At 37.1% G+C, this 21,005-nt stretch carries 20 protein-coding genes and 1 pseudogene; 10 read left to right on the plus strand and 11 right to left on the minus strand.

Translation table 11 applies throughout. The annotated features are described in order from the left end of the window. Positions 1-154 precede the first annotated feature (154 nt). The 5 genes from P3U61_RS00385 (at position 155) to P3U61_RS00405 (ending at position 5,486) form a co-directional block, all read left to right on the plus strand. Positions 155-1,231, plus strand: a complete 1,077-nt coding sequence (locus tag P3U61_RS00385; protein ID WP_063278677.1) for a Gfo/Idh/MocA family protein — start codon at positions 155-157, stop codon at positions 1,229-1,231. Positions 1,232-1,252: 21 nt separating this feature from the next. Further along, positions 1,253-2,293 carry a Gfo/Idh/MocA family protein gene (locus P3U61_RS00390; RefSeq protein ID WP_014612735.1) on the plus strand — a complete coding sequence of 347 codons (1,041 nt, stop codon included), beginning with the start codon at positions 1,253-1,255 and terminating at the stop codon, positions 2,291-2,293. Between the two features lie 15 nt (positions 2,294-2,308). Next, positions 2,309-3,277 (plus strand): sugar phosphate isomerase/epimerase family protein, encoded by a 969-nt coding sequence (locus tag P3U61_RS00395; protein WP_015729784.1) that lies wholly within the window; start codon positions 2,309-2,311, stop codon positions 3,275-3,277. 46 nt (positions 3,278-3,323) lie between these two features. Then, positions 3,324-4,970, plus strand: a complete 1,647-nt coding sequence (locus P3U61_RS00400) for a glycoside hydrolase family 13 protein (RefSeq protein WP_199274421.1) — start codon at positions 3,324-3,326, stop codon at positions 4,968-4,970. A 195-nt stretch (positions 4,971-5,165) separates the two neighbouring features. Then, positions 5,166-5,486 (plus strand): hypothetical protein, encoded by a 321-nt coding sequence (locus P3U61_RS00405; protein ID WP_241536312.1) that lies wholly within the window; start codon positions 5,166-5,168, stop codon positions 5,484-5,486. A gap of 51 nt (positions 5,487-5,537) precedes the next feature. Here P3U61_RS00405 and P3U61_RS00410 read toward each other — a convergent pair whose 3' ends face one another. The 6 genes from P3U61_RS00410 to P3U61_RS00435 all read right to left on the minus strand — a co-directional run bounded on the left by P3U61_RS00410 (position 5,538) and on the right by P3U61_RS00435 (position 12,127). Then, a complete protein-coding gene (locus tag P3U61_RS00410; protein ID WP_014612739.1) occupies positions 5,538-6,377 on the minus strand; it encodes a sugar ABC transporter permease in 840 nt (279 codons plus the stop codon). A gap of 1 nt (position 6,378) precedes the next feature. Next, positions 6,379-7,647 carry a sugar ABC transporter permease gene (locus P3U61_RS00415; RefSeq protein WP_014612740.1) on the minus strand — a complete coding sequence of 423 codons (1,269 nt, stop codon included), beginning with the start codon at positions 7,645-7,647 and terminating at the stop codon, positions 6,379-6,381. A 14-nt stretch (positions 7,648-7,661) separates the two neighbouring features. Beyond that, a complete protein-coding gene (locus tag P3U61_RS00420) occupies positions 7,662-8,921 on the minus strand; it encodes an extracellular solute-binding protein (RefSeq protein ID WP_015729782.1) in 1,260 nt (419 codons plus the stop codon). Positions 8,922-8,933: 12 nt separating this feature from the next. Next, positions 8,934-10,031 (minus strand): ABC transporter ATP-binding protein, encoded by a 1,098-nt coding sequence (locus P3U61_RS00425; protein WP_037542072.1) that lies wholly within the window; start codon positions 10,029-10,031, stop codon positions 8,934-8,936. A 432-nt stretch (positions 10,032-10,463) separates the two neighbouring features. Beyond that, entirely contained in the window at positions 10,464-11,636 is a 1,173-nt protein-coding gene (locus P3U61_RS00430; RefSeq protein WP_014612743.1) for a cation:proton antiporter, read from the minus strand. Positions 11,637-11,641: 5 nt separating this feature from the next. Next, on the minus strand, positions 11,642-12,127 hold the full coding sequence (locus P3U61_RS00435; protein ID WP_014612744.1) for a cation:proton antiporter regulatory subunit: 486 nt from the start codon (positions 12,125-12,127) through the stop codon (positions 11,642-11,644). 145 nt (positions 12,128-12,272) lie between these two features. Here P3U61_RS00435 and P3U61_RS00440 point away from each other — a divergent pair, with 145 nt between their 5' ends. The 3 genes from P3U61_RS00440 (at position 12,273) to P3U61_RS00450 (ending at position 15,038) form a co-directional block, all read left to right on the plus strand. Continuing rightward, positions 12,273-12,716 carry a (4Fe-4S)-binding protein gene (locus P3U61_RS00440; protein ID WP_015729781.1) on the plus strand — a complete coding sequence of 148 codons (444 nt, stop codon included), beginning with the start codon at positions 12,273-12,275 and terminating at the stop codon, positions 12,714-12,716. 15 nt (positions 12,717-12,731) lie between these two features. Beyond that, positions 12,732-13,622 (plus strand): VOC family protein, encoded by an 891-nt coding sequence (locus P3U61_RS00445; RefSeq protein WP_063278674.1) that lies wholly within the window; start codon positions 12,732-12,734, stop codon positions 13,620-13,622. Between the two features lie 225 nt (positions 13,623-13,847). Continuing rightward, a complete protein-coding gene (locus P3U61_RS00450; protein ID WP_063278673.1) occupies positions 13,848-15,038 on the plus strand; it encodes an MFS transporter in 1,191 nt (396 codons plus the stop codon). A 237-nt stretch (positions 15,039-15,275) separates the two neighbouring features. Here P3U61_RS00450 and P3U61_RS12355 read toward each other — a convergent pair. Then, positions 15,276-15,866: pseudogene (locus tag P3U61_RS12355) on the minus strand (IS3 family transposase); the annotation flags it as partial. Positions 15,867-16,590: 724 nt separating this feature from the next. Between P3U61_RS12355 and P3U61_RS00460 the strand changes: the two are divergent. Beyond that, positions 16,591-17,226, plus strand: a complete 636-nt coding sequence (locus P3U61_RS00460) for a DMT family transporter (protein WP_064485074.1) — start codon at positions 16,591-16,593, stop codon at positions 17,224-17,226. Between the two features lie 93 nt (positions 17,227-17,319). Continuing rightward, on the plus strand, positions 17,320-17,523 hold the full coding sequence (locus P3U61_RS00465; RefSeq protein ID WP_014612750.1) for an LPXTG cell wall anchor domain-containing protein: 204 nt from the start codon (positions 17,320-17,322) through the stop codon (positions 17,521-17,523). Positions 17,524-17,619: 96 nt separating this feature from the next. Here the strand turns inward: P3U61_RS00465 and P3U61_RS00470 are convergent, their stop codons facing one another. The 4 genes from P3U61_RS00470 to P3U61_RS12210 form a co-directional block, all read right to left on the minus strand. Beyond that, positions 17,620-18,372 (minus strand): amino acid transporter, encoded by a 753-nt coding sequence (locus P3U61_RS00470; protein WP_015729776.1) that lies wholly within the window; start codon positions 18,370-18,372, stop codon positions 17,620-17,622. 1 nt (position 18,373) lies between these two features. Then, the gene (locus P3U61_RS00475; protein ID WP_199569818.1) at positions 18,374-19,261 is read right to left on the minus strand and encodes an ABC transporter ATP-binding protein; all 888 of its coding nucleotides are present in this window, start codon (positions 19,259-19,261) and stop codon (positions 18,374-18,376) included. Continuing rightward, the gene (locus P3U61_RS12205; protein WP_373568389.1) at positions 19,245-19,613 is read right to left on the minus strand and encodes an Msa family membrane protein; all 369 of its coding nucleotides are present in this window, start codon (positions 19,611-19,613) and stop codon (positions 19,245-19,247) included. Before P3U61_RS12205 ends, P3U61_RS00475 begins: the two co-directional genes overlap by 17 nt. An 89-nt stretch (positions 19,614-19,702) precedes the next feature. Next, positions 19,703-20,203, minus strand: a complete 501-nt coding sequence (locus P3U61_RS12210; protein WP_099986961.1) for a CPBP family intramembrane glutamic endopeptidase — start codon at positions 20,201-20,203, stop codon at positions 19,703-19,705. Between the last annotated feature and the right edge of the window lie 802 nt (positions 20,204-21,005).

The following is a 21,005-nucleotide window of genomic DNA, read 5'->3' on the forward strand; positions in this document are numbered from 1 at the left end:
TTGATGATAGTAAAATAAGTTGATGCATCCTGTGTGAATCCGTTTACAATAGGATGCATTTTTGTTATATTTTAAAATGTAATCGATTACAAAATATAGAAACACGATCGAACTGAAAGAGACGGAAATATCATCAAAGATTGGAGTGTGTTGTATGGGGATTAAAGTAGGCATCATTGGTTGTGGGGGCATCGCGAATGGTAAACATTTACCGAGTTTAGCACAAATCGATGACGTAGAAATAGTGGCATTTTGTGATATTGACATCGAAAAAGCAAAGATAGCAGCCACAACGTTCGGAACGGTTAATGCAAAAGTGTATCAAGATTATCAAGAATTATTAAAAGATCAAACGATTGATGTCGTACATATTTGTACACCGAACTATCTTCATTGTGACATGACGGTTCATGCACTTGAAGCAAATAAGCATGTCATGTGTGAAAAACCAATGGCCAAAACCACTGTCGAGGCGCAACAAATGTTAGATGCGGCAAAACGGACAGGTAAAAAACTGACGATTGGTTACCAAAATCGATTTCGTGTTGACAGTCAATTTTTGCATCAAGTAACTGCGCGTGGGGATTTAGGAGATATTTATTTTGGTAAAGCGCATGCCATTCGACGTCGTGCCGTGCCGAACTGGGGCGTCTTTTTAGATGAAGAAGCACAAGGTGGAGGCCCGTTAATTGACATTGGGACACATGCGTTAGATCTCACACTTTGGATGATGAACAATTATGAACCGGCTGCTGTCATGGGGTCTACATTCCATCAATTGAGTCAGCAAGAAAATGCCGCCAATGCTTGGGGACCGTGGAATCCGAAAGACTTTACTGTAGAAGATTCAGCATTCGGATTTATTAAAATGAAAAATGGTGCCACAATTATTTTAGAGTCCGCGTGGGCACTTAACTCTTTAGACGTAGATGAAGCGAAATGTTCGTTATCAGGAACAAAGGGCGGCGCGGATATGAAAGATGGCTTACGTATTCACGGCGAAGAGTTGGGTACATTGTATACGAAACACATCGAACTGGACAATAAAGGTGTCGATTTTTATGAAGGCGAGACAGTGGATGAAGCGTTGGAAGAAGCAAAGGCATGGATAAGCTGTGTTCAAAATGATACACCGCCTCGTGTAAAACCTGAAGAAGCGCTTGTCGTTACACAAATATTAGAAGCGATTTATGAGTCGGCCCGTACTGGAAAAGCCGTTTATTTTGATTAAGACAACGAAGGAGACATCACGATGAAACCATTAAAAATAGGTGTAATAGGAACTGGCGGCATTGCTAGAGATCGCCATATTCCACTCATTCAGCAACATGAACGTGCAGAACTTATAGGTGTATATGACGTGAATGAAGCACTCGCACGAGAAGTTGCGACACAATTTGAGATTGCGTACGTTGCGCCGACTTTAGAAGCATTGTTAGCACAAGTAGAAGCAGTGATCATTTGTACACCGAACAAGTTTCATGCAGATTTGACGATTGCTGCGCTCGATGCAGGTGTACATGTGCTATGTGAAAAACCAATGGCGATGACGACTGCAGAATGTGACGCGATGATGGCAGCTGCACAACGCAATGCGCGTATATTAACGATTGCATATCATTACCGTTTTACGGATGTGGCACAAGCAGCAAAACAAGCCGTCGCGCAGGGTGCGGTCGGTGTGCCGGTAGTCTCCCGTGTGCAAGCGTTACGTCGTCGAAAAGTGCCTGGATGGGGCGTGTTTACGAATAAAGCATTGCAAGGTGGCGGTTGTTTAATCGACTATGGTTGTCATGTGCTCGACCTCGTATTGTGGCTGTTAGAAGATGCGCAACCGACAGAAATTTTAGGCCGTACATACAATGCTTTAAGTCGTCAGCCGCAGCAATTGAATGAGTGGGGGACATTTGATTACAAGACTTTTGATGTGGAAGACCATGCGACCAGTTATGTAACATTTGAAAACGGTGCGAGTATGCAATTTGAATGTTCTTGGGCAGCGAATATTCATCACGACAAGTTAGACGTGAGCATTTCAGGTGATGCGGGTGGCTTACAATTATTCCCATTTGAAATGTATGCACCACAATCAGACGGTTATCATATTTTGGAACAAGATGTCAGCTTAAATGAAGGTGTTGCCGCATCCCGTCAGATGGATCATTTTATTCGCAGTTGCTTTGGGGAGGTAGAACCATTAGTCAAACCTGAAGAGGCAAGACGTGTGACACAATTGATTGATGCGATTTATCAAAGTGATAGAGAACGACAAAGTATCACAATACAAGGATAGGAAGGTGTGTTCCATATGAAGTTAGGTGTATTTTCAGTATTATTTTATGATCGTGATTTTGAACAGATGTTAGATGATGTTGCTGCAGCAGGCCTCGATATGATTGAAGTCGGTACAGGGGGCAATCCAGGAAATAAATTTTGTGACCTTGATGCACTGCTAGCAGACGAAAATGAGCGACAAATCTTTATGGATAAAATTCATCAACGTGGGCTAGAGGTTAGTGCTTTCAGTTGCCATAACAACCCTATTGCTCCGGATGAAGCAGAAGCAAAAGAAGCCGATGAAACGTTGCGCAAAACGATTCAATTAGCGGCGTTACTCGGTGTCCCTGTCGTGAATACTTTCTCAGGTATTGCAGGTTCTGATGACAGTGCAAAATATCCGAACTGGCCGGTAACCCCTTGGCCAACAGCTTATTCTGAAATTTATGATTATCAATGGAATCAAAAGCTCATTCCATATTGGCAAGATTTAGCAGTATTTGCGAAATCACACGATGTCAAAATTGCAATAGAACTGCATGCCGGTTTTCTCGTACATACACCATATACACTGTTGAGGCTACGAGAAGCCACAAATGAATATATCGGCGCAAACTTAGACCCGAGTCATTTATGGTGGCAAGGCATTGATCCTATCGCAGCGATCCGCATTTTAGGCCAAGCGAATGCGATTCATCATTTTCATGCGAAAGATACATACATTAATCAAGACAACGTGAATATGTACGGTTTAACAGATATGCAACCGTATCAACAAGTTGCGACACGTGCTTGGACATTCCGTACAGTCGGCTATGGTCATAGTCCTTACGAATGGGGCGAAATGATTAGCCAATTAAGAATTCATGGCTACGATTATGTGCTCAGTATCGAACATGAGGATCCGATTATGTCAGTAGAAGAAGGGTTTCATAAAGCTGTAGAAAATTTAAAATCAGTTAATATCTACGATCAAGCGCCCGATATGTGGTGGGCTTAAGCATAACAGCATGGGAAGTGAAGGAGGTCTCAAAATGAGCGATACAATAGCCAGACAATGGTGGAAGGAAGCGGTGGCATACCAAGTATATCCCCGCAGTTTTAATGATTCGAATGGGGATGGAATAGGTGACTTAAGAGGCCTCATTGAAAAGTTAGATTATTTACAGGAACTCGGTATTGATGTCATTTGGTTAAGTCCGATGTTTCCATCACCGAATGCAGATAATGGTTATGATATTAGTGATTATCAAGCGATTAGTGAAACATACGGGACGATGGCAGATTTTGATGAATTGCTTGAAAAAGTGCATGCACGTGGGATGAGATTGATTTTAGATCTTGTAGTCAATCATACGTCTGATGAGCATCCATGGTTTATCGAGTCTAAGCAAAGTTGCCACAACCCAAAACGTGATTGGTACATTTGGCGAGATCCCGCAACGGATGGGTCTGAACCGAATAACTGGGAAAGCATTTTTAACGGCTCGACTTGGAAATATGACGAAACAACGAATCAATACTATTTCCATTTATTTAGTGAGAAGCAACCGGATTTGAACTGGGAAAATCCAGCAGTTCGCGATGAAGTGTTTAACATGATGAATTGGTGGTTTGATAAAGGGATTGATGGTTTTCGTGTCGACGCCATTACGCATATTAAGAAATCATTTGAAGCAGGCAACCTTCCTGTACAAGAAGGTCAACAGTATGCCCCTGCGTTTGACGTGGCGATGAATCAACCAGGTATTTTAACGTGGTTACGTGAAATGAAGGCCAAATCCCTGTCGTACTATGACATTATGACAGTCGGTGAAGCAAACGGTGTAAACCCGGATGATGCTGAAAACTGGGTCGGTAGTGACAAAGGTGTTTTTAACATGATTTTCCAATTTGAACATCTCGGGTTATGGGATAATGTAGCATCACGTCTAGATATTAAAGCATACAAGCACGTGCTGAATCGCTGGCAAAAGCAGTTAGAAAATATTGGGTGGAATGCATTGTTTATTGAAAATCACGACCAACCGCGCCGTGTGTCGACATGGGGAGATGACCAACAATATTGGTATGCTTCCGCGACCAGTCATGCGCTCGTCTACTTTTTACAACAAGGCACGCCGTTTATTTATCAAGGCCAAGAAATTGGAATGACGAACTATCCGTTTACTGATATTGAACAATTTGATGATGTGTCCGTTAAAAATGAATATCGTATTGTGCAAGAAGCGGGTGGCGATGTTGATTCATTACTTGAGAAATTGAGAATGGACAGTCGTGATAACTCAAGAACACCGATGCAATGGGATGCGAATGAACATGCAGGATTTACGACTGGGACACCATGGTTTCCAGTAAATCCGAACTATGTGGATATTAACGTGGCACAACAAGAACAGGATCCGAAGTCGATTTTAAACTTTTATAAAGAGCTCATTCGGTTGAAGAAATCAGATGACATTTATACGTATGGGCAATTTGATTTGGTCGATGCCGATAATGGACAGTTGTTTGCTTATACACGCAGTTTGGATGGTCGCACTGTAGTAATCATTGGCAATTTATCGGAAGAAGTTGCAAGTTTGAATACAGATTTGAAGTTAAATGAAGGAGAAGTGTTACTCCATAATCATGAAGGTGCAGTGGACTTTAACGCAATGCGCCCTTATGAAGCATGTGTCGTTGAACTTTAACATAACAATGTGATTGAGGCCGGGAAGTGAAATTCCTGGCCTTTTTATACACTTTCGTTGAGCAAGTTTAAATAAGATCTACGAGTGTTAAATGTATATGATGAATTTTCTATATGTCGTCGTAAATTTAATGAGGTGAAAATGATGTTAAAAGATAAAGAAAGCTCTAGATAATTATACCAAGCCATCAGATAAATAGCAGATCGACTTGGGGATAAACAGTTAGAGACGATTTCTGTAAGCCTATTGTTACTCGATTTTGATTTTGAACATGAAACTTTCGAGCAACTCTTTTTAGCATTATTGAAGTATTTGGATAAAGTAGGTTCAGAGCATATCAAGCATCAAGAGATTTTAGATTTGATAGATCACACGATTCCTGAAGATAGAGAAATGGGTCTTTTTGTGAAAAATAAACTGATTATTGGTTTTGCTAATACGTATTTCCCAAAATTACAAGGATTAGCCGATGAGATTAAGTCAGAAAGGGAGGCTTCAATGGTAAAAGGCCTTTAATCACGAAAAAACAAGCAGAGTATGCGTGCTCTGCTTGTTTTTTGTAAACGTTTAGCCTTTTGTTGCCCCAGCCGTTAAACCGGAAACTAAATACTTTTGTAAGAATAGGAACACGATTGAGATAGGTAAGGCAATCATAATGGCTCCAGCTGCAAAGACTGTGAAATTATTGGCATACTGGTGATTAATAAAGTTAAACAATCCGACCGCCAACGTATATTTTTCAGGGCTACGTAAGAGGATCTTCGGCAAGATGAAGTCCATGAAAGGCCCCATGAAATTAAATAAGGCAACGACTGCTAAAATTGGTTTTGCAAGGGGTAACATAATTTGGAAGAATATACGCATATGACTCGCACCGTCAATTTTAGCCGATTCATCAAGTTCTTTCGGTATCGTGTCGAAATAACCTTTAACTAGGAAGGCGTTCATCGGGATTGAACCACCGATATACACCAATGTTAAGCCGAGTAAAGAATCGAGTAGACCGATAGTATTGAGCAAGATATAAATCGCCACCATTGCCATGAGTACAGGGAACATTTGTAAGATGAGAAACGTGATTAAGCCGTATTTTCGTCCTACAAAGCGGTATCTAGAAAATGCATAAGATGTCAGTGTGACAAAAATCACGCTAAATAATGCATTTGCCGATGCGACGAGTAAAGTGTTTTTATACCATGTTAAATATTGGCTATTTTCATCTGTCAGTAAATAGATGTAATTGGCAAAGGTCGCATTGTCTGGAATCATCTTAGCGCCATAAAGCGTTGTGCCAGGATTGAGCGAGATGCCGAATGTCCAAAGCAATGGGTATAAAATGACGACAAACATGAACGCGATAAAGCCATAGATACCGATTGCTTTCCAAACTTTTTTCTTTTGGTTCATATTAAATCCCTCCCTCGTCTTTGAATGTGCTTGTACGTCTGAATTGTAAAAATGCGATAATCGCGACGATAAAGCCGATAATGAGTGATACAACGGCACCCATATTAAAGTTGTTGAATTCGAATGTTAAGCTGTAAACCCAAGAAATTAGGATATCTGTACTCCCTGCATTTTGTCCTGGTACAGGCGGCCCCCCTTCGTTAAAGAGGTAAATTAAGTTGAAGTTATTAAAGTTTCCGGCATATTGCATAATGAGTAATGGCGCTGTCGCAAATAAGACGTGCGGTAACGTAATGTGACGGAACTTTTGCCAACTGGACGCCCCATCGATGTCTGCGGCTTCATACCAGTCTGGCGAAATACTTTGTAATACACCTGTGAACAGGGCGAAAACAAATGGGAAGCCGAGCCATGTTTGAATAGCAATCAATGCGACTTTTGACCAAAACGGATCATTCAACCAAGCGGGTGCGACACCTAATAATGGTTGTAAAATAGTATTGTTAATCGCTCCAAATTCATCGTTAAATAATGCTGCGAAGATTAAGATTGTGACGAATGCCGGAACAGCCCACGGTAAAATTAATACTGTACGAATGAAGCGTTTGAACTTCACGAGTGGGTGGTTCACAATAATGGCTAAAAACAGTCCTAATGCAATTTGTAATGTCGTTGCGACGAGGGTCCATACAATCGTCCAAGTGATGACGCTAAAAAATGTATGACGCCAAATGTCGATAGTGAATAAAGTTTTAAAGTTGTCAAAACCGACCCATTCTAATGTATGACGTGGGGGTGCATTGTATAAGTTATAGTTTGTAAATGCAACCGCACCCATAAATAATAATGGGAAGACAACGATAAATACGAGTAAAAACATCCCGGGTGAAATTAATAAATATGGAAATGTTTTGTCCCACGCTGCGATACGACGCGCTTTCGGGTCTTTAATTTCTTCACCACGATTAAAGCGTTCAGCTGTACGATACGCGTCGATGATATTCACAATGTAAAGTGTGAGTGCAAATGCAATCAGTAATACGGAAATAATCCCTTGTGCTAATAACACACGTGAATCATCTAATTTAGGAACAGTTCCGAGTGTGAAGAGTCCCCAAAAGCCAATGTTAAAAAACTGATAGAACACAGAAATAAAGCTGATGAAAAAGATGGTGCAACAGATCCCTTTGACAAATTGACGATTATAGCATTGTCCGAGGCCTGGAATGATGGATAGCATTGCCGCTAATTTAGCATTTCGTTGATTCATAGGGGAACTCCTTTCTATTCGTTATCGTTCGGTTGCAAAATTTTGATGTTTTGTTGAATGTCTCGATTCGCATCTTCTAATGCTTGTTTTGGATCTTGACCTTCTGAAATGAACGTACTTGCATTTGCCATTGGCGTCCACACTTGTCTCATTTCAGGAATATTTGGCATCGGTTCAGCATTTTTCGCCTGTTCTTCAAAAGCTTTTAAGTTTGGATTTGACGATTTGACATCGAGACGCCCTGTAATTTCATTGCGTTCATCTGTATATTTTTGAAGTGTATCTCGACTTGTTAAGTACAACATCAAATCTTTCGCCCAATATTTAGACTGACTATATTCAGATAAATACCAACCACGTACGCCGAGATAAGGTCTCATCTTCATCCCATTATCAGAAGGCAACGTTGTTACACCGAGGTCGTCACCTAGTGTTTGTTGAAATTCTGTCAGATTCCATGGTCCTGTCACGAACTGACCGACTTGTCCATCTTTAAATAAACCGATCATAATGTTATGATTCGCTGCTTTCGGTAAGTAGCCTTTCTCGTACCATTTTTGTAGTCGTTTACCATTTTTAATGACTTGTGGATCATTAATGCCAGTTTGGTGAACATCATACTGGTCGCCATGTTTCTTAAATACGTAATTATTGCTGTTAAACATAAATGGATAGTTAAAATACGGATCACGGCCATCAAATAAAAAGCCATATTGATGGTCAGCAGGCTTATTAATACGGTCTGCATTCGCTTCGACTTCTTGAATCGTCTTAGGCGCCGTTTTGACATACTTTTTGTTATAGAGTAACGCTGTTGACTCAACGATAGACGGTAAAGCGAGTTGCTTATTATCATAATTGAGTGCACGTAAAGCTTGTTTATTAAAGCCTTTCAATTGTTCATCTGTAAAGTCCAGTTCGGCAGCGAGCCCTTGTAAATAGGCACTCCCTGTATTGTCATGCGCGAGGAAAAAGAGGTCAGGTCCTTTACCAGCTGGCGCATCCAAGGATAAATTTTCTAACTGGTCATTTTGCGCGACATTAACGAGACGAACTGAAATGCCTGTCTTTTTCGTATAGGCCACAGTGATTTTTTTGTAAAAGGCCATTTGTGCATCACCATCGACCCACATTGTGAGTTGTTCCGGTTTTTCTTTCCTATTATCACGATTTAATGCGGATTCTATGTCTTTTTGCGAACGGTTAGGACCACAAGCCGTTAAGACGACAAGCACGGTGATGAGTAAGAGTGCTGCTTTTAACATCTTGTTCATGCGAATCCCCCCTTATACGATGCGATTTCCAGTAGCTGGATTAAAGAAGTGACATTTGTTCATATCAAAAGCGAGTGTGAGTGTTTCGCCTGCTGACACTTTTGTTCGTGCGTCGAGTTTCGCGACGATTTCATGTTGTTCAAATTGTGTGTGCACCATAATTTCAGAACCTAACAATTCTGAGACAATGACTTTAGATTCGAAAGCTGTTTCTGGTGACGCCTGAATAAAAATAGGTTCTTCATGAATGTCTTCAGGACGGATCCCTAATGTGACAGTTTGGTTTTCAAAGCCTTTTTCTTTTAACTTTTCGAATTTTTTGTGTGCTAATTTGAATAATTTTGTACCGATTTGAATGCCTTGAGCAGTGACTGTCACATCAATCATGTTCATGGCAGGTGAGCCGATAAATTGTGCGACAAAAATATTGTCAGGTGTATCATAAATTTCACGCGGCGTACCGATTTGCATAATGTGGCCATCTTTTAATACGACGATACGTGTGGCCATTGTTAAAGCTTCAGTCTGATCATGTGTGACATAAATCGTTGTTGTGTTCAGACGATGATGTAGTTTTAAAATTTCTGTGCGCATTTGAACACGTAATTTGGCATCTAGATTCGATAACGGCTCGTCCATTAAAAACACTTTGGCATCACGCACAATCGCACGACCTAATGCGACACGTTGACGTTGCCCGCCAGAAAGTGCTTTCGGTTTACGGTTCAAATAATCAGTAAGCCCTAAAATCTCTGCGGCTTCTTTGACACGTTTGTCGATTTCAGCTTTGTCGAATTTACGCAGTTTGAGCCCGAATGCCATATTTTCATAAACCGTCATGTGCGGATAAAGTGCATAGTTTTGAAACACCATCGCAATGTCACGGTTTTTAGGTTCGACATCATTCATACGTTGCCCATCAATGTAAAAATCTCCCCCTGTAATGGACTCAAGCCCTGCAATCATACGTAATGTTGTTGATTTACCACAACCAGATGGTCCAACAAAGACGATGAACTCCTTATCGGAAATATCTAGATTGAAATCTTTCACGACTGCGTTGTTGTTATCGTAAACCTTTTTGACATGTGACATTTTTAACTCAGGCATAGCTATACCCCCTGTGAAGATTAAATTTTGTAATCGTTTACAAATAGTTTATAATCCAGTTCTGCTCCTGTCAATTCAAATTTGAAAACGATTACATTTTGAGGTGAGATGTAGGGAAGATGAAAGAAAAGTCCGCGTGAAGTTTTAATGAAAGAAAGGGGATGAAAGCATGCGTGCCCGTGATGATTAAAAAGCTAGGGCAGAGCGCACTCCTAGTATGATCAGTGGTAATAAGACTATGGAAACTTAATGCAATAAGAAGGGGATTGAGTCTATAAAAATAATTGTTTAGAACCCTTTTGAGCACAAAATTGCCCTCATTGATTCTCAGTCCATAATGGCAACCATGAAAACTTGAACTGTGATCAATGAGGGCAATTTGATTAAAATATTTCATGTCAGGCAATCAAACTTTTAAAGCATATGGCAAATTTATACACTACCTGGAAGAGATGCTTTTTTCTCCTTTTTAAACAGACGTTTTGCAATTTTGGGGGCAAATTGGAAGAGTGTGACACCGATAATAGCAGAGATAAGGATGAACACCCCACTTAATGTTTTAATTTGTGTAGATGCAAAACCGGCGATAATCATTGAAAACTCTCCGCGCTGTGTGAAAGAAAGCCCAGCGCGCATGGCAGGCACATTGTTAAGGCCGAATTGCTTACCCCCCACGTATCCGACAATGATTTTAGAAATGACTGACCAGACGATAAGTACAAGTAATACATTGACCATTGAAATACCTGAAGTCAGTTGAATAGACAATCCAAAATTAATAAAGAAGATAGGCATTAAAAGATCGCGTAAATTTCGGACACTTTGTTGCAATAGGTTAATTTTACGCGTTTCTGCTACCATAATACCTGCTAAAAAGGCGCCAAATACTTCCGAGAGACCAAGCTGTATTGCAATCCCTGCATACGTTAAACTTAAGCCCACCATAAATAAGATAAAGAAGTCCTCGCTCACGTATTTTTCAACAAAGGCGCCCAGTTTTTTAAAGACGACTTGTCCTAATAATATTGCACCAACAAGTAATAAGACAATTTTTACAAATACAAACGATAAACTTGTGGCAGATAACGCTTCCCCTATAAACAAGCTAGCGATAATCGTTACAAGTAAAGGCGAAACGATATCCTCAAAAACGAGTAGTCCGAGTATAAAGTTGGAATCTTTGGTCGTCATACGATTGTTTTTTTCGAGTAGTTTGACGGTAATCGAAGAACTTGTTGCGTAGACCACGCCACCTAAGAGTAAAGCAATTTCGATAGGTTGTCCCATGATTAACACTAATATGACTGTAACACCAAATGAAAGTAAAAGATCTAGTAATCCAGCTTTATAAATATTTAATGCAAGATCTTTGAGTTGTTTGATAGGAAACTCCATCCCTAACATAAAGAACATCAAAACGATACCAGTTTCAGCAGCAAATTCTAATATTTCTGAATGACTTACAAAAAAAGCAAGTACAATCCCAATTAGCAAAAAGATGATAATGTCGGGTGCAGAGATGCGATTGGCAAGGAAAGCACTGATGAACAGCAAAAAGATGAGCAGTCCGCTGAGCAAGAGTTCAGACAGGTCAAATAAATGCATTATGGCTATCCTTCCGGTCGGCAAACTGCTTCAAATTCTGATACGGCTTCATTGTATCCGATAACAAGGAGGATATCGCCTTCGTGAATCAATTCGGTCGATTCTGGTTTAGCAATAATGTCAGAACCTCGACTAATCCCTACAATGTTGACTCCGTTTGGGACGCGGTGCTCAGCTTCTTCGATATTGATGCCTTTTAATGGTGAAAGTTGACTTACTTTAATCCAATCTACAAGCATTTGTTTACGTAATAATGAAAAGCGCTCGAAAGCTTGCTTTTCCATTGTATCGTGATTGACATCCATTAATTTTAATGCGATTTCACGTGCTTCAGTTTCATTTAATCCAATGTTCGCGAGTACATCTTCGTCTTCATCAGTGATGTAAATTTCTCGTTTACCATTGTAATGTAAAATGACATGAACGATATCATTATTAGCAGTTGTCAAACTGTATTTTGTTCCTACACCTGGAATGATTTGTCCTTCCATGTTAAGCCTCCTCTATAAAAGGTTGTTTACTTTACTCTTTTGTTGTTTTATGAGTATAATATTTATACTGATATGATTAAATTATAGTCTTTAATCTGTGAATGGTCAAACTTACGAATACAGTCTTGAGATTGGAGTGGGGAACATGGTAAAGCAATATACGGGCGAAAATATCAATGTTTATTTCGAACCTAAACGATGTGTACATGCAACAGAATGTATACGTGGTTTAGGGGAAGTGTTCGATGTGGAGAAGCGTCCTTGGGTTCAACCAGATAATGCGGCTGTGGAAGACATCATCAAAGTGGTTGAACGATGTCCGAGTGGTGCATTAACATACGAGCTTCCATCAAATCAACAAGAAACACACCCAGAAACAAGAGTGGCTTATGGTGATGACGGTGAAATTTTCATGTATGGAGATTTTACACTGGTTCATAATGGCGAAGTGATGCATTTAAATCGCGCCATCTTAACGAGTGACGCATCGAATACGGACAATCCACCATTTTATAGTAAGAGTTTCAGCGGACAAGGCGACAAGGAACAATTTTACAAACCGATTCAAGATGAACAATTTGAAAAATAAAAGGAGGCAGAGAGTATGGAATCTATTAAACATATCCATCACATCTCAGCAATTGTAGGACATCCAAAAGAAAACAAAGATTTTTATGAAAAAGTGCTTAACTTACGTTTGGTTAAAAAAACAGTAAACTTTGACGATCCGGGTACGTACCATTTGTATTTTGCAAATGATAATGTTGATCCAGGTACGGTTATGACATTTTTCCCATGGGCGAATGCTTATAAAGGTCGAGTTGGTAGCGGTCAAGTGGGGCGTATTGCATTCAGAATCCCTAAAAACTCCAAAGACTACTGGGTTCAACATTTAAACGATAATAATGTTGAAACGACAGAAACAGAACTTTTCCGTCGTCCAACAATCGAGTTTGAAGACATTCATGGTTTGGATCTCGCATTAGTTGAAAGCGACGAAGAAAGTGACACAAACAAAATTCTAGGTTTCCACGGTTCTGTATTATTATCATTACGTCCTGTAGAAACTTTAAAAGAACTTGTGGATGATTTAGGCTTAACAGAACTAGAACATGATGCAGACCACTTCCACTTTGAAACAGCAGGAGATTTGAAGCATCACATCATTATCCCTAAAAAGCCACTTCCAGAAGGTCGTTGGGGTGTTGGTACAGTTCACCATATCGCATGGTCTGTAGATAATGATGAACAACATCTTGCATGGCAAAAATATTTAATGTCACAAGGTTATCACGTGACAGAAGTGAAAGATCGTAACTACTTCAAAGCGATCTACACTAAAGAACGTGGTCACATTATTTTTGAACTTGCGACAATTCCTCCAGGTTTTGATCGTGACGAACCAAAAGATCAATTAGGTCAAAAGATTATGTTGCCACCTCAATATGAAAGTCAAAGAGAGCAATTATTAGCGAACCTTCCTGAATTAGACTAGGTGAAGGCCAGCAGTATATTGAAATGAATATGAAAGCCAATGAAAATCAGCGCATATCAGGATTTTCGTTGGCTTTTTACTATGCGCTTAAAATCATTCACTTTCCAATCGTATAAAAAATAGAATAATAAATTTTACTAAATCAAATTTTAATTTTTACATTTTTGACAAAATTCGAGGGCTGTGGGATAAATAGTATAAGGTTTTAGCGAGGAGAGAAACACCATGAGTATTAAAACTGCGAGCTTGCTCTTATTCAATAGCGTCTCATCTGTAGGTTCGCGCATCTTTAGTTTTGCATGCGCATTTTACATATTACAACACACAGACAGTACAGCCCTTTTTACCCTTTATTTAACAGCGATTGTCATTTCTACACTTGTGACGGAACCATTGTTAGGTCTCTTTGCGGGTCGCTATCATAATAAAATGATGGTCATAATGATACAATTGCTTAATGTGATTTTTCTGTTTGTATTCACCATCGTATTTGATATGTTCTTTAACTACATCATCATTTTAGGCATTATACTCAATATGACCGATGCCACTATCCGAATGTTCATCGATGCCAACGTCAATCATATTATTAAAGGAGACGCTGAACGGTATACATCATTGACATTAACAACTAATACGGCGATTCATTTCCTTGCTCCAATCATAGGGGGCATGATGATTGCTTTCTTTAATATCGAAACTTTAGCATTACTCAACCTTATTACAGAAGCTCTGGCGGTCCTCTTTGTCTTAAACTTGCCATTAGATAAAGAAGTGAAATTTGAAAATAAGCAGATGAAGAAAAGTTTGCGAGAAGGTTATCGTTATTTAAAGCAGCAAAAAGCGTTGAAACATTTCTTCATTATCATGGTAGCCTTGCATTTTTTGGTCGCTGTCTTTTCAATTGGTATGCCGATTGCAGCAGTACAATCCATGCAGTTATCTGCACCGCAATATGGCGTCGTTGTTGCTGGCTTTACAGTTGGAATGGTGGCTGTCTCTGTATGGCTAGGCATGAATTCTGAGAAAGACAATTTGAAGTCGACTTATGAACGTGCCATGTTATTACAATGTGTCACAGTGTTGATTTTAGGCATCATGGTGGTCTTTCAAATGAATACAGCGGTCGCCATGCTGTTATTGTTCATATTGAACGGCTTGATGGGCTTATCGCAACCATTAGCGATCATACCGACATCGAACTACTTGCAAGAGGCTATTGAGGAAAAGTATCGAGGGTATGTGATGACATTCAAACAGACACTGCTAGACATATCATACCCCGTTGCACTGTTGTTTTTCGGCGTCGTGTTGAACCATCATCAAGCTGTCGTTTATTTCATTGTTACGGTCTTAATCATGGTACTTTATATCTATTTTAGTTTCATTATGAGAAAAGGTTTTCGAATAGTTTGAGGAAGACATTGATACATTCGGTTATCATCTTGGAGATGGACAGAATAGATTCTTGCAATCTAGAGAATACGCCATGAATTGGATGTAGTTAATATAAACCATATTTTATTAAACTAGTATTCAATCCATAAAAATGGCAGGTTTTAATTTGGATCTATGTCAAGAAACCGGACACAGAAAAGAGAGAATTCTACCGCGCTTCGCTTGCTGGCCTAGCCCAACATGTACTTTTGAAAATTAAAAAGTACATGTTGGGCTAGGTGATTTTGTTGCGTATTTCTTCTCAAATTCAATGGGGCTCATATCATTTAACGTTGAATGCACGCTTTTAGAATTGTAAAAAGTAAGGAGATACGCCACAATGCTATACATCGCTCCATTCCTGATTTTATAGTTCTGATGATATATCAATTCCTTTTTGATGATACTATGAAAAGATGCTATACATGCCTTGTCGTAACAGTTTTCTATACGACTCATACTGCTCTGAATCTCTTCTTCACGTAGTAAATTTTGATATTCTATTGAGGCATATTGACTTCCTCGGTCTGAGTGGTGGATTAATCCCTCTCTAGGTTCTTGAATTGTATACGCTTTGTTTAAAGCTGATATCACAAGTGCTTTAGTCATACGAGGTGCCATCGCCTAGCCAATGATTCTACGGGAAAACAAATCCATGACAGTTGCTAAATAGAGCCATCCTTCTTTCGTGTATACATACGTGATATCCGCCACCCAAACGCTGCCAGGTTGTGATACTTTAAACTGTTGATTCAATAAATTAGGGTATACAGGAAGGTGATGCTTCGAATGGGTCACATTCGCATAACCGACGACGTCCATGACCATGCCAAGTAACAAAATATATTTTTGATTGTACGACATGGACCACTTAGAAATGATATATGTACAAGAAATGACAATGACCGTGTTTACAATCATCAGTATAGAAAACATTTTAACGCCATCAATGTTTAAATATGCAAGATGGATAGGATTGAAGATCTCTTTCAACCGTATCACAATGTATGAAGACGCGGAAAGTTCCCCCATCATCAATATACTGAAACCGAACGTCATAATAATGAAATGGCGATCTTTCAGTACGGTGTCATAACTTTTTATGATTCTGATTGGATGCAATAACAGATGAAAAAGGTGACAAAATTTTCAACTACAAAGTAACGAGCACGTTTGAAAACCAAAATGTTTCCACAGATTTAGCGCTATTTGAGAGTGATATGTAGCAGCTACAGCAGTTTGAGTTAAAAACGGGTATGACTGACATTTCCTTTTTAGAACCAGGTCTCTATTTGTCTGTGATTCATCTTGAGGACGACGAAATCATACTTTACGTGCACTATGATTCGGGGATGCTGTGCTCAAATACAGGTACAGATTCGGGTGTAGCGGTTAAATTGAATGTCACTCAACATGCTTTTCAGTCATTTATTGATGAATTGACTGGGATTGTTAAGTGAAGTTAGAAATTGAACATTATCAAAGCGAAGTTACCTCTTGAAATTGATTAAAGAAATATAGGAGTGGGACGATGAACGCTGTTATGTATATTTTTTGTATGCTGATTTGGGGTCTTAATTTTATAGCGGTTAAAATACAAGGGGAAAGTATCAGCTTAGAAGTGGCACTCCTTTATCTCTCTATAATTGCGTTAGTATTGTTTAGTGTGTTGTTATGGGGGTTACGTCAACGTGTTGCATTAAACAATGTGAATTGGTTAACAGTGGTAGGTTTCGGCCTTTGCAATTTTACTGTGAGTTATTTGTTGCTCTATTACGGGACGTTTTATAGTACAGCAGCCATTGTGACGCTCATTTTTTTAATGGAATCTATTTTGACACCAGTTCTCATTAGCATTGTATTTAAAAAGTCTATAGCCCCTAAAATTTATATCGGAGGTTTGTTAGGGATTCTCAGCGTCATGGTGATTTTGTCTCCCGATTTGAACCATTTGTCCAGCGAGTTCATTATGGGCATTGTGATGGCAACCTTTGGAACAACTATCACTTTTGTAGGGGATGTCTTGTCGTTGTTCAATAGTAACAGAGGGATGCATCCGGTTCTTGCAAATGCGTTTGGTATGGTGGGAGCTGTTCTATTCTTACTGTTTTATAAGTTAATCCAAGGCCGACATTATACTGTTCATACAGACGTGAATTTTGGATAGGTCTCCTTTATTTATCAGTTTTAGCTTCTTTTCTTGCGTGGCTGTTTTATTTTGAAATTAATTCAAAATATCGGCGCCTCGGAGAGTAGTTACATGGTGCCGATGTTTCCGGCTATTGGGAGAATCGCAAGTGTATTATTAGGTGAATCTCAATTGAGTGTCAGTTTAGTTTTAGGCATTGTTTTAGCTTGTTTCGGTGCTTATTTGGCATTTAAGAAAAATATGGCACTAGACTCATATAAATGTATTGCATATACACCTAAAAATTTAGAGGAGACATCTTCAAATTTTAGTTGATGATTAAATATTAGTTTAGATGTGTCAATATAAAGTAGCTTTTTCAGCCACTTTATATTGATAGATAGTATTTTTTTACAATTATTTGTTTTCAATTCAATATTCCAGATTATTAAAAATTCGCAAACTCAAAATGTAAAACAAAAGTGAGTAAAAGGAAGTTATAAGAATTGAAAAAAATAGTTTAATAAAAAAATCGTTTAAATCAACAACGTTGTTATAGCTGTTTGGAAAAATATACTGCATCCCCTTGATTAATGGAGCGATAGAGATAATCATAAACAGGAGGATGACACCTAAAATGGTAAATCCAGATGAAAATCTCATAGATAACAATATAGCAAAAAAAATAGCGATAAAAGAAATTTCAAAAAGTCCAATTATATTTAGTAAATCATTATAAATTATAGTTTTATCTGCGGGTAGAAAACTCCCTGACGCGTAATTAAAATTTTTGATAAAACTGAAATATAGAATTTCAGATGAAATAAATAATAAGATTAAATATAAACCATAGAATGAAAGCAAAGTATGCAATTTTGCGTTCAATAAACGAGATCTCTTGATATCTTTATAAATAATGAGTTTACCAGTATTGTGTTCCTCATAAAAAAGCTTACTAACAAAGTAAGACATCATTATTAGTGGTATTGCAAATTGTGATTGTGCAATTACTATACCATAATAAAAATCTAATCCAGATAGACCATTGTCAATACCACCAATTTGCATGAAATTAGTTGGAAGGAATAAAGTGATTAGGTAAAGAAAAGGATATAAAGAAAGTGCAAGGAAAATTTTAGATGAAGTAAGTGATAGCATATTGTTAAATATACTTTTTTGTAACATATTATTCCTCATTTCTTTCAAAGTAATCGAATGCACTATATAATCCTTGTTTTGGTGTATCAATATGAACAAGATTATAGTGTGAAAGTACAAATTTTAATAATGCATTGTAATGACGAGCGTCATTTGGAATGTATATAACATTTTTTTCTATTTTACTAATTATAGGGAACTCTCTTTTGAATAAAAGTATGTGCTCATTTTCAATTTCTTTATCAACTATAATCTTGAGGAATTGAAATTCATCCAATTGAATTTCATGCAACTGGCCTTCTTTCAAAAAAACAAATCGATCACAAACAGCTTCTAGTTCATTGAGTTGGTGACTAGATATTAAAAGAGAGGTGTTTTTAATTTTCACCCATTTCTTAAGTGATAATATTAAGCTTTGGACACCGTTAGGATCCAATCCAACAAAAGGTTCATCCATTATTGCTAATTTTGGTTCAATAATAAGACACATTGCTAAAGATAATCTCTGTTTCATTCCAAACGAGAAATGTTTAATTTTTTTATTACTTACACTTAACAGTCCAACCATATCAAGTACTTGATTGATATTTTTTATATACTCTGTTTTATTATTAACATTCAAGAAGTAGCGTAAGTTTTTTTCTGCAGATAAGTGGTCATAATAAACGGTGTCAATCATAATCCCAACATTATCGAGAATATTAAATTCATTAAAGATATTAATATTGTTGATATATACTGTGCCAGAAGTGGGTTTTTTTGATTTTGCAATTATTTTCATAAGTGTTGTTTTACCAGCACCATTCTTACCTAATAAACCAACTATCTCCCCTTCTGCAACGGTTAAATTAATATCATTTAATATTATTTTATCACTATTTTTGTATGTTTTATAAATATTATTTAGTTTTAGCATGGTGATTAACTCTCCTCTTAAAAAATATCATAATTAGAAAAGTTAAAGTAAAATAGAAAAGAATTATAAAAACAATTTGAGTAAATGATAATAGATTGGTATTCATTTCAACATAAAAACCGTTGCTTTGATGTGTATATGTAGAGGCAAGCTTTAAAAATTTTGGATTGTTCTGTATAGATTTAGCGGAAATTATGTAATAAATCAAGTTAAAGAAGCTCATAAAAAAAATACTTGCTATGTTATAAACTTTGTTACTAAGGCATAAAAGTGTAAAGTTAAGTAATATAGGAATAAGAATAATTCCAAAAATCATTGTAATAATTCCTAAGTTTACGTTGATGACAGACATTACAATAGATAACAAAATATTCGATATGAGAGAAAGTAAAAGAACTTTTCGTTTTGAAAACAATAAAAACAACCCCGATAAAAAGATATTTAAGAAAATTTATAGACTAATACATTGTGTAACCAATGAACTATAACAGCATCTTGTAGTCTATATTTATTTGTTAGGTAGTACAAAATGATGCTGAAAGGAAATTTTGTTAGTAAATTAATAAATAAATTGCCGTTTAGATGAATTATCAAAGCAAATAATAAAGATCCTATTAAAATAGATTCTTTATTATTGAATGACCTCATTAATAAAATGAATATTAAATGACGGAATAAAAATTCTTCTCCCAAAGCAACAACAGCATATTCTACTGTGGCATCTAATTTAACTAGATATAAAGATATTAAAGATGTGATTGTAAAAAGTACGCCTAACCTTTTAAATTCGAAAACGTCCTGAAATAAAGAAACTAAACTGGTATTAAGTATTAATTTCATAAAAATTGTTGGTATTATTACAAAAGATATTATGAAATTTATAGAAAACATATATAAATAAAAGTGTAAAAAGCTATTGTCATTTAAAAGAGACATTAGCATAATCCCAAAATAAAAAAACTAGTGACTATGATGATTGCACACGATAGCAATATACATTCAAACTTTTTAGTTGTGTACCTCAAAATTTATTACAGTAAGAACTAAGGTAATAATAAAAACCATCACACCTTAATTTTTACTGAAATTAAATAGTTGAAAGTCTCTATAAATCCCAATTTTTGCCTCCTTATAGCTATAAAATAATAAAAAGCATCAATAATGTCAACAACAATATTAAAAACCAAACATAATTTAATTGTTAATGTAGTTGTGGGAGGTGTGGTCTCTGAATGAGAGGTTAAAAACTTTACAAAATTAATTTTATGTATATATTGTCTGATTACCTAAGTGAGTAAATATAGAATCAAAATTTTAGAAAAACTATTTAGTTTATGAGTTGAACACATATTCTTACATTCGATCTTTATAAGTACTCTACAAATATCTAACAAAGAATTATGATTGATATGCTCCCTCCAAAGTGGATATTAAAAAATGAAAGCTTTGGAGGGAGTTTTTATGTCTTTTATTAAAAAACTTAATGCTAATCAATATCTTCATATTTTTGAAGCTTATGAAAAAGGATATTCATTTCAATATATTATCAACGCTTTAAACATTGATATTAATCCACAAACCCTTTCTTATAAGTATAGGGATTATAAAGCGCATGGCATTGACGTACTTTTACCGAATACTAAAAGAAATTGTTACTCTAAAAAATTAAAACTCAATATCATTAACGAATACTTACATTCTGATTTGTCTTCATATGATTTAGCGATCAAATATGGTATTCGCA

The sequence above is a fragment of the Staphylococcus pseudintermedius genome, from assembly GCF_034042775.1.
GTDB classification, from domain to species: Bacteria; Bacillota; Bacilli; order Staphylococcales; family Staphylococcaceae; genus Staphylococcus; species Staphylococcus pseudintermedius.